The 15,333-nt window shown below is 65.1% G+C and carries 12 protein-coding genes; 10 read left to right on the top strand and 2 right to left on the bottom strand.

Going from position 1 to position 15,333, the window contains the following annotated elements; genetic code table 11:
• Window positions 1–103: 103 nt before the first annotated feature.
• Window positions 104–769 (top strand): dienelactone hydrolase family protein, encoded by a 666-nt coding sequence (locus C7C56_RS11865; protein WP_106757601.1) that lies wholly within the window; start codon window positions 104–106, stop codon window positions 767–769.
• Window positions 766–1,998: an SRPBCC family protein gene (locus tag C7C56_RS11860; RefSeq protein WP_146204444.1), complete on the top strand. Its 1,233-nt coding sequence runs from the start codon at window positions 766–768 to the stop codon at window positions 1,996–1,998. The genes C7C56_RS11865 and C7C56_RS11860 overlap by 4 nt, the downstream gene beginning before the upstream one ends.
• Before the next feature lie 76 nt (window positions 1,999–2,074).
• Here C7C56_RS11860 and C7C56_RS11855 read toward each other — a convergent pair whose 3' ends face one another.
• Window positions 2,075–3,952: a UvrD-helicase domain-containing protein gene (locus C7C56_RS11855; protein ID WP_146204443.1), complete on the bottom strand. Its 1,878-nt coding sequence runs from the start codon at window positions 3,950–3,952 to the stop codon at window positions 2,075–2,077.
• A gap of 98 nt (window positions 3,953–4,050) precedes the next feature.
• Window positions 4,051–5,775 (bottom strand): DEAD/DEAH box helicase, encoded by a 1,725-nt coding sequence (locus tag C7C56_RS11850; protein WP_219933147.1) that lies wholly within the window; start codon window positions 5,773–5,775, stop codon window positions 4,051–4,053.
• 186 nt (window positions 5,776–5,961) lie between these two features.
• On the opposite strand from C7C56_RS11850, the gene C7C56_RS11845 reads away from it, so the two are divergent.
• The 8 genes from C7C56_RS11845 (at window position 5,962) to C7C56_RS28810 (ending at window position 15,224) form a co-directional block, all read left to right on the top strand.
• On the top strand, window positions 5,962–6,381 hold the full coding sequence (locus C7C56_RS11845; RefSeq protein ID WP_106757638.1) for a hypothetical protein: 420 nt from the start codon (window positions 5,962–5,964) through the stop codon (window positions 6,379–6,381).
• 72 nt (window positions 6,382–6,453) lie between these two features.
• The gene (locus tag C7C56_RS11840; protein WP_229458726.1) at window positions 6,454–7,776 is read left to right on the top strand and encodes a TolC family protein; all 1,323 of its coding nucleotides are present in this window, start codon (window positions 6,454–6,456) and stop codon (window positions 7,774–7,776) included.
• 43 nt (window positions 7,777–7,819) lie between these two features.
• Window positions 7,820–9,340, top strand: coding sequence for an efflux RND transporter periplasmic adaptor subunit (locus C7C56_RS11835; RefSeq protein ID WP_229458725.1), 1,521 nt, complete (start codon window positions 7,820–7,822; stop codon window positions 9,338–9,340).
• Window positions 9,337–12,468 carry an efflux RND transporter permease subunit gene (locus tag C7C56_RS11830; RefSeq protein ID WP_106757597.1) on the top strand — a complete coding sequence of 1,044 codons (3,132 nt, stop codon included), beginning with the start codon at window positions 9,337–9,339 and terminating at the stop codon, window positions 12,466–12,468. The genes C7C56_RS11835 and C7C56_RS11830 overlap by 4 nt, the downstream gene beginning before the upstream one ends.
• 95 nt (window positions 12,469–12,563) lie before the next feature.
• The gene (locus C7C56_RS11825) at window positions 12,564–12,917 is read left to right on the top strand and encodes an ArsR/SmtB family transcription factor (protein WP_106757636.1); all 354 of its coding nucleotides are present in this window, start codon (window positions 12,564–12,566) and stop codon (window positions 12,915–12,917) included.
• Window positions 12,914–13,858 (top strand): SRPBCC family protein, encoded by a 945-nt coding sequence (locus C7C56_RS11820; RefSeq protein ID WP_106757596.1) that lies wholly within the window; start codon window positions 12,914–12,916, stop codon window positions 13,856–13,858. The genes C7C56_RS11825 and C7C56_RS11820 overlap by 4 nt, the downstream gene beginning before the upstream one ends.
• 360 nt (window positions 13,859–14,218) lie before the next feature.
• Window positions 14,219–14,935 (top strand): hypothetical protein, encoded by a 717-nt coding sequence (locus C7C56_RS28150; RefSeq protein WP_146204442.1) that lies wholly within the window; start codon window positions 14,219–14,221, stop codon window positions 14,933–14,935.
• 34 nt (window positions 14,936–14,969) lie between these two features.
• Window positions 14,970–15,224, top strand: coding sequence for a hypothetical protein (locus C7C56_RS28810; protein WP_181373140.1), 255 nt, complete (start codon window positions 14,970–14,972; stop codon window positions 15,222–15,224).
• Window positions 15,225–15,333: the final 109 nt, after the last annotated feature.

The following is a 15,333-nucleotide window of genomic DNA, read 5'->3' as shown; positions in this document are numbered from 1 at the left end:
CTTAAAGAGAGGCGGGCAGCGACAAGGCGAACGTTATCGAACGCGCGATGGCCCGGGTGAGCAATCCGCTTGATGCTGCCATCAGGGCGCGGGAGGCAATGCGATGGTATCTCAACATAGCGAATTAGTCTCCATCGAGTCCGACTCGGCCGCCATGCAAGGGATGCTCGAACTGCCGCCCGATCCGGTCGGCGTCGTGCTCTTCGCGCATGGGAGCGGCAGCAGTCGTTTGAGTCCTCGTAACAACTATGTCGCTGGAGAACTGCGTAAGGCCAACATGGGCACCCTGCTGCTCGATTTGCTCACGCCGCAAGAAGACCGGAACGTCAGTACCCGCTTCAATATCGGGCTGCTGACCGAGCGGCTCGGCACGGCCGCCGAATGGCTGCGCCACCATGCCAGCACCGCTGCGTTGCCGCTCGGCCTGTTCGGTGCCAGCACCGGCGCGGCCGCCGCGCTGCAACTGGCGGCCGCGCGCGGACCCGACGTCGCGGCGGTCGTATCAAGGGGCGGTCGGCCCGACATGGCCGGCGAGCAAGCGCTGGACGCCGTACGCGCGCCCACCCTGTTGATTGTCGGTGGCCTCGACGGCGAGGTCATCGCGCTGAACCAGGCGGCCTACAGAGCACTGCACTGCGAAAAACGACTCGACATCATCCCCGGGGCAAGCCATTTATTCGAAGAGCCGGGCACCCTGGAGGCCGTCGCCGGATTCGCTACAGATTGGTTCGTTCGGCACTTTTCAAACAGATCAAGGAGCGCAACGTGAAAACAGAATCGGCAAGACACGGTTTGGGGGAACGCCTGGGTACGACCGCGCTGGGCATGGTGACGATGTACTTTTTCGACCCGAGCCAGGGACGGCGGCGGCGGGGACTCGCGCGCGACCGCCTGCGGAGCATCGCGACGATGGCGAGCGATGCGGTCGATGTCGCCAGGCGCGACTTTGGCAACCGCTTCGCGGGCGTGCAAGCGCGGTTGGGCCACATGCCGGGCCGGCGCGGCAAGGCGCCGGACGACAGGGTGCTGGCCGAGCGCGTCCGCAGCCGCATCGGCCGCGTCGTATCGCATCCGCACGCCATTGTCGTCACCGCGCACGAGGGGCACGTCGCGTTGGGCGGGCATGCACTCATGCACGAGCGGCAGCAGTTGCTCGACGCGGTCGGCGGCGTTGCGGGCGTGGCCCGCGTGGACGACCGGCTCGAAGTCCACGAAAAACCCGATGGCATTCCCGCGTTGCAAGGAGCTGGCCGGCGGGCGGCCGCGCGCAACGAAGTGGCGCAGCAAAACTGGACGCCGACATTGCGCGCCACCGCGCTCGTGGGTGGGGCGATGCTCGGCGGCTACGGAATGGCGCGCCGCACCCCGGTCGGCACAGCCCTCGCGGTCGCCGGCTTGGCGCTGCTTGCGCGCGGGGTGGGCAACATGTCCCTCAAACACATGCTCGGACTCGGCGCCGACGCCCCGGGCACCCAACTCGAAAAGACCATCGACATCGACGCCCCGATCGACACCGTGTTCGACGCCTTCGCCAATTACGAAAATTTTCCGCATTTCATGTCCCACGTCGTTGACGTGCGCGACCTCGGCGAGCAGCGCTCGCATTGGATGGTCAAAGGGCCGGCGGGCTCGCGCCTCGAATGGGATACCCTGCTGACCGCCAGCGAGCGTCCGGGCCTGCTGTCGTGGCAGACCGCGCCCGGCGCCATGGTCGAACACGCGGGTTCAATCCATCTGGAGCCGACCGACAGCGGCACCCGCGCGACCATACGAATGACTTACCGTCCGCCGGCCGGCGCGTTGGGCCACGGCGTCGCGGTTCTGATTGGCAGCGACCCGAAGCGGGAGCTGGACGCCGACATGCTGCGGATGAAAGATTTCATCGAAGGGGGCTCCGCCCCGCACGACGCGGCACAGCCCATGACCTCGATGCAAAAAAAGAACAAGCGGGGCAACAAGAAGGAGTCGCGGCCAAACATCGGCCACCAGGGGCACTAAGGGCGCGGCGCGGCGCGGTCCGGCCGCCCGCCTTGGCGGCGGCGTGCAAGTGGACGGTGCCCGCTTAACGATGGGGCTACGCGCGTCTTTCAAAAATATCGCCAAGCGCTTCGTCCGGCAGCGCCTGCGCGGTCACAACGCTGAGCCGGTAGCACGACCTCGTCATGGCCATATATAGCTTGCGCGCCCTGACTTCGGTGCCACGGTCGTGGCCGCCCAGCGACAGCAGTTCCTCGACGCCGAGAAGGAACACAAAGGTGCCCTCCAGCCCGGTCGCCGTGTCGATGCTCGCCATCCGGATGTGTTCGGCGCCGTAGCCGCCCGGCGGCGCGGCACGGTCCTTGTTCAGCCACCACACCTTCGCAGCGCCAATGCGCTGGCACAAGCTGGCGTACAGCAAATCCTTGGACACCCGCCCGCCGTACATGACCAGGATCGAAGACAGCGGAAAATTCGACTGCCTGGCAAGACCGGCAATCTCGTTGGCGACGCGATCGACCGCGTCCTGCGGCGTGTCCACGGTGACGAGCATGGGCGGGACGCCCTCGTCCATTCCCGCAAAATCCGGGGCGAGGTAGTCTTCCGGGTCCTCCTCGACCTGGCGCGCCAGCATCCGGGTCGCCGCTTGCAGCAATGCTTTGGTGGTGCGGTAGGAGCGGCGCAGTTTCTTGGTGCGGCCGGCCACCGCCAGGCCGACCCGCTTCCAGCTCAGGCGATTTTTCAGGAAACCCTGGCGCGGGTCTGCGCACAAAAACATGCTGCCGCCGGGCCGAAGTGCAAGCTTGATCAGCTGCAGGGAGGCGGGCGCCATGAACTGTGCCTCGTCCACCAAAATATGATCGAAGGTGGCGAAGGTGGCGAAGGCGCGGGTATCGCGCCGCTGCTGCGCGGCGTCGCATATCTCGCCGGCGATCGCGCTCCACAAGCGCCAGCCGCGCGCGCGCAGTTGCGCGTTGAGCTGCTGAAACAGTGCCCAAACCTGGCTGCGCTCGATCTCGCGCAGCGCAAAGCCGCGCCCGGCGCGATCGGCGGCCAGATAGCCGGCCTCGCCGCTGATCAGGGCTTCGTTCAAAAAATTCATTTCCTCGAGCAGCTGCTCGTCGTCAAGCCCCAGCGACGGCGGCCGCGGCTGCAGCGCGCGCACCATGCCCAGCAGCTCGTGGCCCTTGGGCATTTGCGGGTACCTGCCGAAGACCGCCTTCCACTGCCGGATGGCCCACTTGGCGAAGGTGAACATTTGCATGTTGGCCGGAATGGGAAGGTGCCCGCGGTGCATCCGCTCCATCAGATCGGCGACGACATGCGTGTTATGGATCAACAGCAGCACCTGCTGGTCCGGCCGCGATTGCGCCAGGAGTATGGCGCGCTGCAAGGCGATCAGGGTCTTGCCGCAGCCCGCCACGCCGTTCAACAGCCGCACCGAAAAATCTCGCGCGAGCGCGGCCTGCTCGTCCGGCAATGCCAGGTCGAGCTTGCTGGCCCATTCCTGTTCGCGGTCGAGAAAAACGCCGGTCAGGGCGGCGCTGTTATCGCGATGGAACGTCCGTCGTCCCACGCGCAAGCCAGCGATCTCAGACTCGGGGAAATAGCGGCGCCGCAAGACGGTGGCTTGACGCGCGGACAGCTTGCGCATCAGTACGCGCAAGGCGTCGGCCCCGCCTTGCGCGAATCGCTCACCGGAGCACAGCGTCATTTGGCCGCCGGCCGCGGCATCCTGCGCCAGCAACGCCGTGTCGCTTTCGCTGCATGCCGACATCACGACCAGCGTCGGCAGCGCGCCCGCGAGCACATCGCCCAGCGCGCCGAGGTAGCGCAGGAAGGCGTCCCGGCCGTCCGGCGCGAAGAGCTGGCCGCCGCCAATGTCGGCATAGCGGGCGGGACAAATCGCCAGCGCCAGCCAACCGTGTTCATCATGCTCCAGAAAAAAATCCGCGCTGTCCGCGACCTCGAGCAAGGGCTTGCGCACGGCGGCGCCGTCGCCGAGGTCCTGCAACACCCGCCGCAGCTGGAGCGCGCGCCCGGACCCCGCGCCCCACTCCGGGATGAAGGTGGTCATGGCGAATGCTCCATGCGAACGCAGCTGTCGATAAGCTCGCGGTAAATCTGGATGTTCCGGGCCAGTTGCTCGTCGTGCGCGCTAAATTGCGCCGGGATCTCTGGACCGATGATGACCAGCTTGGTCATGGCCCGCGTGACCGACACATTCAGGCGCTCGCGCTGGAAGAAAAATTCCGCCACCGCCCCAAGGTAGGCCAGGTCGCCGGTCGCGAGCGACAGGATGACCAGCTCGCGCTCCTGTCCCTGCATCCGCTCGACCGTATCGGCCACGACCTCTCTGGCGTCGTGGCTGCCCAATTTTGCGGCCAGCAGGCTGCGGATCGTCCGGCCCTGCGCCCGGTAGGGCGTGACCACGCCGATGTCGCCCAGCGCCAGACCGCCGTTGCGGGCCGCCTCGCACAGCGCGGCGACCAGCCGCGCGTCGGGCACATTGCTCGCGCGTGCGCGGTGCTCGAGCGTGGGAATGAAGACCGCGCTGGCCTCGGCGCGCAGCACGGCATCGGCGAACGAGGGCGCCGCCGCCGGCGCGAGCGAGAGCCTGCGCGCCGCGTTCGCGCCCGAAGCGACGAGCTCGCCGCCATAGAACGTGCGGCTGGGCCAGGCGGCCAGCCATTGGTTCATGCGATAGGTCTGGCGCAACATGACGCTATCCTCGTTGTCGGCGGTCAGCCGCGCAAACACCGACGGCGAGCCGCTCAGTATCGACCTCGACAACACCACCGGCGGCAACTGCTGCTGGTCGCCGATGAAAACGAAACGCTTGCCACGACGCATCGCCATCAAGGCCAGCGGCACCGTGATCTGGCTGGCCTCGTCGAACAAGATGGTATCGAACTCGCACATGTCGAGGCGCTGCCCACAGGTGGCGAAGGGGGTTGCGCCAAGCACATAGCCCCCGTTGACCGGCCGCTCCTTCCATTGCGAAAACCGCTCCGCGCGGGCGACCTGCGGCGGCAGGCCGCGGGCCTGACCGATGCTGCCGATTTTCACCGTCGGCACATCGTAGGCGGCGATTTTTTCGAGCGCGTTGTTGATCGCCGTATGGGTGTGGGACGTCACCAGCACCCGCTCGCCACGCGCGGCCATGAGGCTGGCGACCAGCGCCAGCACGCGCGTCTTGCCGGTGCCGGGCGGCCCCTGGATGCAGGCGACGTGCTCGGAGGCGAAGGCGAGGCCCACCGCCTCCGCCTGGCGCGCGTTCAGTCCCTGCTCGGTGGCAATACGGTGCGCGTAGTCGCCGTCGTCCTCGTTGAAACCGAAAGGCAGGGTGCCGTCCAGGAGCGGCAAGATGATTTCGCTGGCCGTGGCGGAACCGGCGATCTCGTCGAGCGCCTGCTCGAAAAACTTGGTCAGGTCGACGCCGTCCTGTTCGGCGTAGTAGTAGTGGACGTCGTTGTCCTCCGGAACCTCGCCGCGGTTCTTGAAGCGCAGCAGCCAGCGCGTCTGGTCGTCGGTTTCGAGCACCACTTCGCGCGCCAGCATGTCGTCGAATGGCGAGCCGGTATGCAGGCACAGGCGGTCGCTCTCGCGAAAGCGCGATTCGCCGCCGGCCAGGCTGAGCCAGGCGGTGCCGGGTTCGGTCCCGCGCTCGAGGCCGCGAAAGCGCTGCGCCAGGCCCTTGTCGCGCTTTTCCTGCATCGGCCGCCGCCGCGACTCGAGCAGCCTGGCCGTGGCGGTGTCGCGCTCCTCATAGACGAACGCGCGCAACTGCGCGAGCATTTGCGCATAAGGATGAGGCAACAATGGGTGGGCGGTTTTGGTATTCACTTGAAAACATTTTACGCGCTTCCTTTCAACGCGTTTTGCAAACGCGGGCAAAGCCGATGACTGATTCAGCGCAGAAGTTGTCACTTGTGCCGCCGGCCGATTGTGCTTACCATGGGGGACGCCACGTTCGTCCAAGTTATGAAACCATCCCGCCCATCACGCTACTTCGCCGCGCTTGTCACGCTGTTTTGCTTGCTGTTCACGCAGCTCGCATTGGCGTCGTACGCGTGCCCGAAGCTGGCGATGCCCGCCGCAGCCATGAACGCTCCCGCCGCCGAAATGGGCGACATGGGTGGGTGCGAGGGCATGGGCATGGGTATAGGCATGGGTTTGGATATGGACCAGCCCGGCCTGTGCAAGGCGCACTGCGAGGCCGGAAATCAGTCCCTCGACACCTCCGGGCAGGCGCAGATTCCTTCCTTCGTGCCCGTCGAATTGGTCGTCGTGCTGTTTGGCGGCGTCGACCAGCACGCGCTCGCCAACCCCTCCGACCCGAATAGATTGACGCGCACCACAGCGCCCCCCCTCGCCATTCGCAACTGCTGTTTCCGCATTTAAGCCCAGATCGCCAAACCGGTCCTCGCCGCGCATTAGCGCCGGCGATGCTGTTTCCTGCTTTCTGGAGGTTTTATGCTTTCCCCGTTTTTCTCGCCGGCCCGCGCGCGCGGCATGTTAACGCTTTTCCTATGCTGCGCGCTTGCGGCGCCAACCAGTGTGCTGGCCGCGGATCTTGGCATGACCTTGGGCGAGGCGCAGCGCCTTGCCGCTTTGCGATCGAGGCAACTTGCCGGTATCGACGCGGCCGTTGCCGCCTCGCGCGAAATGGCGGTCGCAGCGGGCCAACGCCCCGATCCCGTGCTCAAGTTTGGCGTCGAGAACCTGCCCGTCAGCGGGGATGACAAGTTCAGCCTGACGCGCGATTTCATGACGATGCGCCGGATAGGCGTCATGCAGGAATTGACCCGATCCGACAAGCGGCATTGGCGCGCCGAGGGTTTTTCGCGCGCAGCCGACAAGGCCGCGTCGCAAAAAAACCTCGCGCTCGCCGCCATCGAACGCGACACCGCCATCGCCTGGCTGGAGCGCTACTACGCGCAAGAAATGGCCAGCCAGATCACCGGCTTGGCGGACCAGGAAAAACTCGAGATCGACGCGGCCGAAGGCGCCTACCGCGGCGGACGCGGAAGCCTTGCCGATATTCTCGCCGCGCGCACCGCGTTGGCCATGGTGGGCGACCGTGCCAGCGAAGCGGGACGGCGCGTGCGCAACGCCAAAACAATGCTGGCCCGCTGGACGGGCGCCGGAGCCGACGTTCCGCTGGCCGGCCAGCCGCCGATCGACGCGCTGCGCCTGGAACCGGGCCAGTTGGAAGCCCTCATCGCGAACCACCCGCGGCTTGCCGTGATGGCGAAGCAGGAAGGCGTCGCGCAGGCGGAAGCGAAACTGGCAGAGGCCGACAAAAAAGTCGACTGGACCGTTGAAGTCGCGTTCCTGCAGCGCGGTCCCGATTATTCCAACATGGCTTCCGTGGGCGTGTCGGTTCCGCTTCAGTGGAACCAAAGGAACCGCCAGGACCGCGAGCTGGCGGCAAAGCTCGCGGCCGTGGAGCAAGCCCGGGCCGAGCGGGAGGAAACGCAGCGCATGCTGGCCGCCGAAATCCGAACCATGATCGAAGAATGGACCAATGGACGCGAGCGCATTGCGCGCTTTGAAAGGGAGCTTTTGCCGTTGGCAAGGGACCGCACGCAAGCGGTTCTTTCCGCATACCGGGGCGGAAAGGCGACGCTGTCCGATGTCCTCGCGGCGCGCCGCAACGAGACCGAGGTGCGGCTGCAGGAGCTTCAGCTAAGGCTCGACACCGCCCGCGTCTGGGCGGCCCTGAACTACATATTTCCAATTTCGGATTCAAGCACGGGCGCGCTCCAGGCGCCGGGCAAGGCTCACCATGAATAAGCAAAGAAATAGGCAAAGAAATAAGCAAAGAACGGTCGCCGCCATGCTCGCCACCGCGATTGTTGCGGGCGTCGCCGGCGTCGGTTTGTACCGCGCCGGCATCAGCGAGGGAATGAAGCAGATGCCCCCGCCGGGAACGGGCGCCATGTCGGCATCCGAGACCGATAAGAAGCCCCTGTACTGGCACGACCCGATGTATCCAGGCCAAAAATTTGACAAGCCGGGCAAATCGCCATTCATGGACATGCAACTGGTGCCGGTATATGCCATTGGCGCGGGCGATGAGGGCACCGTGACGATAAGCCCGCGGCTGCAGCAAAACCTGGGCGTGCGAACCGCCTTGGTCACCGAGGGAAGCCTGTCGTCACGCTTGTCGGCCGTGGGCAACGTCGCCTACAACGAGCGCGACGTCGCCCTTGTGCAGGCGCGCAGCGCCGGCTATGTCGAGCGGCTGCATGTGCGCGCGCCGCTGGACCGGGTGAAGAAGGGGCAAGCCCTTCTGGAACTGTATATACCCGACTGGATCGCCGTCCAGGAGGAGTATCTGACCGCCCGGCGCATGCAAGGCAGCGGCATCGCCGGCCTGGCCGACGCCGCCAGGCAGCGCATGCGTTTGGCGGGCATGACCGAGCCGCAGATCCGCGTGATCGAGTCGACCGGCAAAGTGCATCCCCGCATGACCATCCATGCGCCCGCCAGCGGCGTGGTCGCCGAACTGAGCGCGCGCGAGGGCATGACGGTGGTGGCCGGCGCGCCGCTATACCGGATCAACGGCCTCGACACGGTCTGGGTCAATGCTGAGGTGCCCGAGGCCGCGGCCGCCCGCGTGCGGCCGGGGGCTGTGGTCGAGGCCCGCACCCCCGGGCTGCCGGGCGAGGTTTTCAAAGGCAGGGTGGGCGCGATCCTGCCTGAGGTCGATCCGTCCACCCGCACGCTCAAGGCGCGGATCGAGTTGGCGAACCCCTCCGGCCAAATGCTGCCGGGCATGTTCGCCACGCTGACGTTCGCGCCGGCGGCGGGCAAGGAAGTGCTGCTGGTGCCGTCGGAGGCGGTCATCCAGACCGGCACCCGCAGTGTGGTGATCGTCGCGCGGGAGAAGGGCGAGTTTCTCCCGGTCGAGGTCAAAAGCGGCATCGAGGCGAACGGCCAGACCGAGATCCGCGAGGGTCTGGCGGCGGGCCAGAAAGTGGTCGTGTCCGGCCAATTCCTGATCGACTCCGAGGCCAGCCTCAAGGGCGCCATTGCACGCATGGGCGGCACGCCGGAGCCGGGCGGCGGCAAGGTCGCCGCCCGGCCGCACCGGGCCGAGGGCAAGATCGAGCGCATTGCCGACGATGAGATAACGATTTCCCACGGCCCGGTCGCCTCGCTGCAATGGGGGCCGATGACGATGGGATTCAAGCCGCCGCCGGGCGGCCTGCCGCGCAATGTCGCGGTGGGCGATACCGTCACTTTCGATTTCCGCCAACAGGACGGCAACTTCGCGATCACGGCAATCTCCCCGACCGCGGCTGCGCCGGCGCCGCCGGCGGCGCCGACCAAACCCGCTGGAGCGCCCAAATGATCGCCAGGCTGATCCGCTGGTCGATCGTCAACCGCTTCCTCGTGTTGCTGGCCACCTTGCTGATGGCCGGCTGGGGCATATGGGCGCTCTCCAAGACCCCGCTCGACGCGATTCCCGACCTGTCCGATGTGCAGGTGATCATCCGCACCAGCTATCCCGGGCAGGCGCCGCAAATCGTCGAGAGCCAGGTCACCTATCCGCTGACGACCACGATGCTGTCGGTGCCGGGGGCAAAGACCGTGCGCGGCTACTCCTTCTTTGGCGACTCCTTCGTCTACATCCTGTTCGAGGACGGAACCGATCCGTACTGGGCGCGCTCGCGCGTGCTCGAATACCTGAACCAGGTGCAGGCGCGCCTGCCGGCCCAGGCGAAGACCGCCCTCGGGCCCGACGCGACCGGGGTCGGCTGGATATACCAATACGCGCTGGTCGACCGCAGCGGCAAGATGGACCTGTCGCAACTGCGCGCCCTGCAGGACTGGTTCCTCAAGTACGAGCTCAAGGCCGTCCCGAACGTGTCGGAAGTGGCCAGCGTGGGCGGCATGGTGCGCCAGTACCAGATCGTGCTCGACCCGGACAAACTGCTCGCCTACAACATCGCGCACGGAAAGGTCATCGAGGCGGTGCGCAACGCCAACCAAGAAACCGGCGGCTCCGTGCTTGAGCTCGGCGAGGCCGAATACATGGTGCGCGCGAGCGGCTACCTGCAGTCGCTCGACGACTTTCGCAAGATACCGCTGACGACGAGCGACGCGGGCGTGTCGGTGCGCCTGGGCGATGTGGCGCGCATCGGGCTCGGGCCCGAAATGCGGCGCGGCATCGCCGACCTCAATGGCGAAGGCGAGGTCGCCGGCGGCATCATCGTGATGCGCTTCGGTAAGAACGCGCTTGAAACGATCGCCGCCGTCAAGGCCAAGCTCGAAACGCTCAAGCCCGGCCTGCCCCCCGGCGTGGAGATCATTCCCGTCTACGACAGGTCGCATCTGATCAAGCGCGCGGTGACCAACCTCGAGCACAAGCTGATCCAGGAATTCATCGTCGTCGCGCTCGTGTGCGCGATTTTTCTGTTCCACATCCGGTCGGCGCTGGTGGCGGTCGTGTCGCTGCCATTGGGCATCCTTGCCGCCTATATCGTGATGTACCACCAGGGCGTGAACGCTAACATCATGTCGCTCGGCGGGATCGCGATCGCGGTCGGCGCGATGGTCGACGCGGCGGTGGTGATGATCGAAAACGCCCACAAGCACATCGAGGCGTGGAACCATCGGCATCCCGGCGAACAATTGACCGGGGACGCGCACTGGCGCGTCATCGGCGACGCGGCGGCCGAGGTTGGTCCGGCACTGTTTTTTTCGTTGCTGATCATCGTCCTGTCGTTCATCCCGGTGTTCACCCTCGAGGCGCAGGAGGGGCGCCTGTTCGCGCCGCTCGCCTACACCAAGACCTACGCCATGGCGGCCGCGGCGGGCCTGGCGGTGACGCTCATTCCTGTGCTGATGGGCTACCTCATCCGGGGGCGCATTCCCGACGAGCATAAGAACCCGCTCAACCGTGGCCTGATCGCGCTGTACCGGCCGCTGCTCGAGGTCGTGCTGAAACATCCGAAGGCCACGCTTGCCGTCGCGGCCGTCGTCGCCGTCATCACGGTGTGGCCGGCCTCGCGGCTGGGCGGGGAATTCATGCCGCCACTCGACGAGGGCGATTTGCTTTACATGCCGTCGGCGCTGCCCGGCATCGGCGCCGGCAAGGTCGCCGAACTGCTGCAACAGACCGATCGCCTGATCAAGACGGTGCCAGAGGTGCAGAGCGTGTTGGGCAAGGCCGGGCGGGCGGAGACCGCCACCGATCCGGCGCCGCTGGAGATGTTCGAAACGGTGATCCAGTTCAAGCCGCGCGAGCAGTGGCGCAAAGGCATGACCAGCGACAAGCTTGTGGAGGAACTCGACCGCGTCGTGCAGGTGCCCGGGCTGTCGAACATCTGGGTGCCGCCGATCCGCAACCGGATCGACATGCTGGCGACCGGCATCAAGAGCCCCGTCGGCATCAAGGTGGCCGGCGCCAGCCTGGAGGAAATCGACCGCATCACGGGCGAGATCGAGCGGGTGGTCAAGGCGGTGCCGGGCGTATCGTCGGCGCTGGCCGAGCGACTCACCGGCGGGCGCTATGTCGATATCAAGATCGACCGCGACGCGGCCGCGCGTTACGGTATGAACATCAGCGACGTGCACAGCATCGTCGCGAGCGCGATCGGCGGCGACAACGTCGGCGAGACCGTCGAGGGGTTGCAACGCTTTCCGATCAATGTGCGTTATCCGCGCGAGGTGCGCGACTCGGTGCAGAAGCTGCGCGATCTGCCGGTGTTGACCGAGCGCGGCGCGCAGATACGCCTCGGCGATGTTTCCGCGATCAGCATCAACGACGGGCCACCCATGCTCAAGAGTGAAAACGCGCGCCTTTCCGGCTGGGTGTATGTCGACATCCGGGGGCGCGATCTGAGCTCGGCGGTGCGTGACATGCAGCAGGCCGTGTTGAAGCAGGTCAAGCTGCCGGCCGGCTATGCCGTTTCGTGGTCGGGCCAGTTTGAATACCTCGAGCGCGCGGTCGCAAAACTCAAGGTCGTGGTGCCGGCCACCTTGCTGATCATCTTCGTGCTGTTGTATCTGATCTTCAAGCGTTTCGACGAGGCGGCCGTGATCATGGCCATGCTGCCGTTCGCCCTGGCCGGCGGCATCTGGCTGCTATGGCTGCTCGGACACAATTTCTCGGTTGCCAGCGGGGTCGGCTTCATCGCCCTGGCCGGGGTGGCGGCGGAGTTCGGCGTGATCATGCTGCTCTACCTGAAAAACGCATGGGAGGCACGCCTGGCCGCGGGCAAATCCAGCCATGCCGATTTGCTCGACGCGATCCGCGAGGGGGCGGTGCTGCGCGTGCGGCCAAAGGCGATGACGGTGGCGGTGATTGTCGCCGGCCTGCTGCCGATCATGTTTGGCGGAGGGGCCGGGTCGGAGGTGATGCAACGGATCGCGGCGCCGATGGTCGGGGGGATGATCACGGCGCCGCTGCTGTCGATGTTCGTCGTGCCGGTGGTGTACCTGATGTTGCGCCGCCGGCAGTTGGACGTGGCGTGATGTGGCGGACGCGATTACAGCACTTTCAGACTTGACACCGTCTTCGTCCCGGCTCATATTAAACCAATCAGTTAATTAACGAATTGCTTAAGTCCGTGCAAGACCATCTCAGCCAGACCTTCTCCGCCCTCGCCGACCCGACCCGCCGCGCCATCCTGGCACGGTTGTCGACGGGCGAGGCGAACGTATCCGATCTGGCGCAGCCCTTCCTCGGCGAAATGAGCTTGCCTGCCGTAACCAAACACCTGCAGGTACTCGAAAAAGCCGGCCTCATCACCAAGACACGCAAAGCCCAATGGCGTTCCTGCAAGATCAATGGCGAGGCACTCAAGGACGCGGCCGACTGGATGGAGCACTACCGGGTCTACTGGGAAGAAAGCTTCGACCGTCTCGATGCCTACCTGAAAACCGTCACCGCGAAAAGAACAGCTGAAGGAGAAGATCAATGAGCGCGAGCAACGAAATCAGAATCGTCCGTATCTACGACGCCCCGTTAAAAGCCGTCTGGGATGCCTGGACCGATCCTGCCCAAACGGCGCAGTGGTGGGGGCCGCGTGGATTCACCCTGACCACCCACAGCAAGGACTTGCGCACCGGCGGCAGCTGGGACTACACCATGCATGGCCCGGACGGCACGGACTACCCAAACAAAACGCACTACCTGGAAGTGGAGCCGCTGGCCAAGCTGGTCTACGACCATGGCGCCAGTGATGACCGTCCGCCCATGTTCCGCGTCACCGTCCTGTTTTCCGAGGTCGAGGGCAAGACCCACATGGATATGTGCATGAGTTTGCCGACTGCGGAAGCCGCCGCGCAGACCCGCAAGTTCGTCAGGAAGGCCGGTGGCAATGCCACCTGGGACCGTCTGGCCGAATACCTGGCCAAACGCCTAATGGACCAGGAAAGATTCGTCATCAATCGCAGCTTCGACGCACCGCTGGCGACCATGTTCGACATGTGGACCAAACCGGCGCATTTCTCGCGCTGGCTGGCGCCAACCGGCTTCGACATGCGCTTCATCCGCGCCGACATCCGCACCGGTGGCAGCTCGATGTATAGCATGAGCAGTCCGGCTTTCACCATGTACGGCCGCGCCCACTACGAGGAAGTGCGCAGCCCGGATCGTCTGGTCTACACGCAGCAATTTTGCGATGAGCACAAAAACATCGCGCGCCACCCCATGGCGCCGACATGGCCGGAAACCATGCGCACTACGGTGGACCTGACCGCGGAAGGCCCCGACCGCACCCGCGTGACGGTCACCTCGGAGGTTGTCGGCCAGGCGACGGCGGAGGAACTCGCGACCTTCCTCGATGGCCGCGCAGGCATGACCCAAGGCTGGACTGGCTCGTTCGATAAACTGGATGCGGTGCTCGCCGGCGGCGTGTAGTCGCTTGGCGCGGAGATTACTGGCAGTTGCACGGTTTGCAAGAAGTCCTCGGTGGCGCGATCAAAGGCGGCGCCGGCATCCTTTTGCGAATCGCTGTCGCGCGAACGTATCCATTGAAGCGCGAGCAGCAGGTTAGGCGTCCTCTCGGATCGGATGATGACTATTGAAGTGCCAAACGCCCACTCTGCCGGCGTTTGGTACTTCAACCGTGTCGCAAAGCTCCGTGCTAGCAAAAGGCCATTGATGAAGACGCTTTCGACGCCATGCGGGTGCAGGGTTAGCGTCAGTGTCGAAAAACGGTTGTGGCCGCCCCGGAGGCGTCGGCGAGGCCTTCATCAGCACTGGAATCCGGATACAAGCATGAATAGAGCTGCCCCTCAACATGACGCGCCGACTATCGCGACGACCCGCACCGATACGCGCAGAGGCGCCGACTGGAAGTTTGCATTGATGGCGGGCCTAGCCGCGCAAAGCGTGCGCCGCATATTCACGGCAGCCGAGTTCCATTATTTTGTCCAGACTTACCGGCCGGGCGCCTCGGCGAGTACGGCACGCGAAACGTCGAACCTGCTGGCATCGGCCGGTACCTTGCGTCGTGTTGCATCCGGCGTTTTCCTCAACCTGCGCGCGGTGCCTCCTGCGGAGCTGTCTGAAGCAGACTCACACATCAGGGCTGGCGCCATAATTTCTTTGCACACGGTCTTAGGCGAAAACGGATTCCTCAACAACCCGTCGGGCATCGTGACAGCGGTGCTCCCTACATCGACGAGCAAACGGCCTCGCTTGGGTGAGGTTATGACTTCGGCTGGTTACAAGTTTCGTTTCTACGGTATCGCGGAGAAGTTTTTTCCAATGACATCGGAAGGCCGATTCGACCTACTTCAACCCGGGCGTCCGTGCGAGATGTTCCGGCCTGAGAGGCTGAGAGTCTTTCGATCATGCCCGCTCAGCACGCCAGAAAGCGCCAGTTCGTCGTTGCAAGTGCTCGCCATAGCCCGCTATGGCTGTGCTTTGCGCCTCGATCTGCCGCTTTCTGGCGGGCTGCTCGGGCACTCCCGAAAAACTCTCAGCCTCTGAGGCGGCCCTCCTGCAATGGCCGCATCTGGCGGGCATGCAGCGCAGCAAGCTGACCATGCCGCCACTGGACGTAGACATGGAGCAACTTGACACGCAGTTGCTGGATCAGCTTGCTAAGCGATGGGGTCTCGAACAGCAACTCCACGGTTGGCTGGCCCGTGCCCAGCGGGCCAACTTCGGAGAAGAGCTTGACGCACCTGCTTCGCCGCCGGAAGCCCCTACACAGGAGGCGTTGGCTAAGTCCGCTGATGCGCGCGCACGTTTGATGGCGCGGCGCACACGGTCCTAGCAGCCTGTCGGAGTTGAACCGCTGCTCGCGCCCCCAATCCTTGCATTGCTCAATAATTAGGCAGTTCTAGGTGGTTTTTGATGGTTTTTGACGGTTTTCTGGGCAATTT

Origin of the sequence: Massilia glaciei, assembly GCF_003011895.2 — a bacterium.
GTDB classification, from domain to species: domain Bacteria; phylum Pseudomonadota; class Gammaproteobacteria; order Burkholderiales; family Burkholderiaceae_D; genus Telluria_A; species Telluria_A glaciei.
The sequence above is the reverse complement of the archived record's forward strand: the minus strand, read 5'-3'. Positions and strand labels throughout refer to the sequence as shown.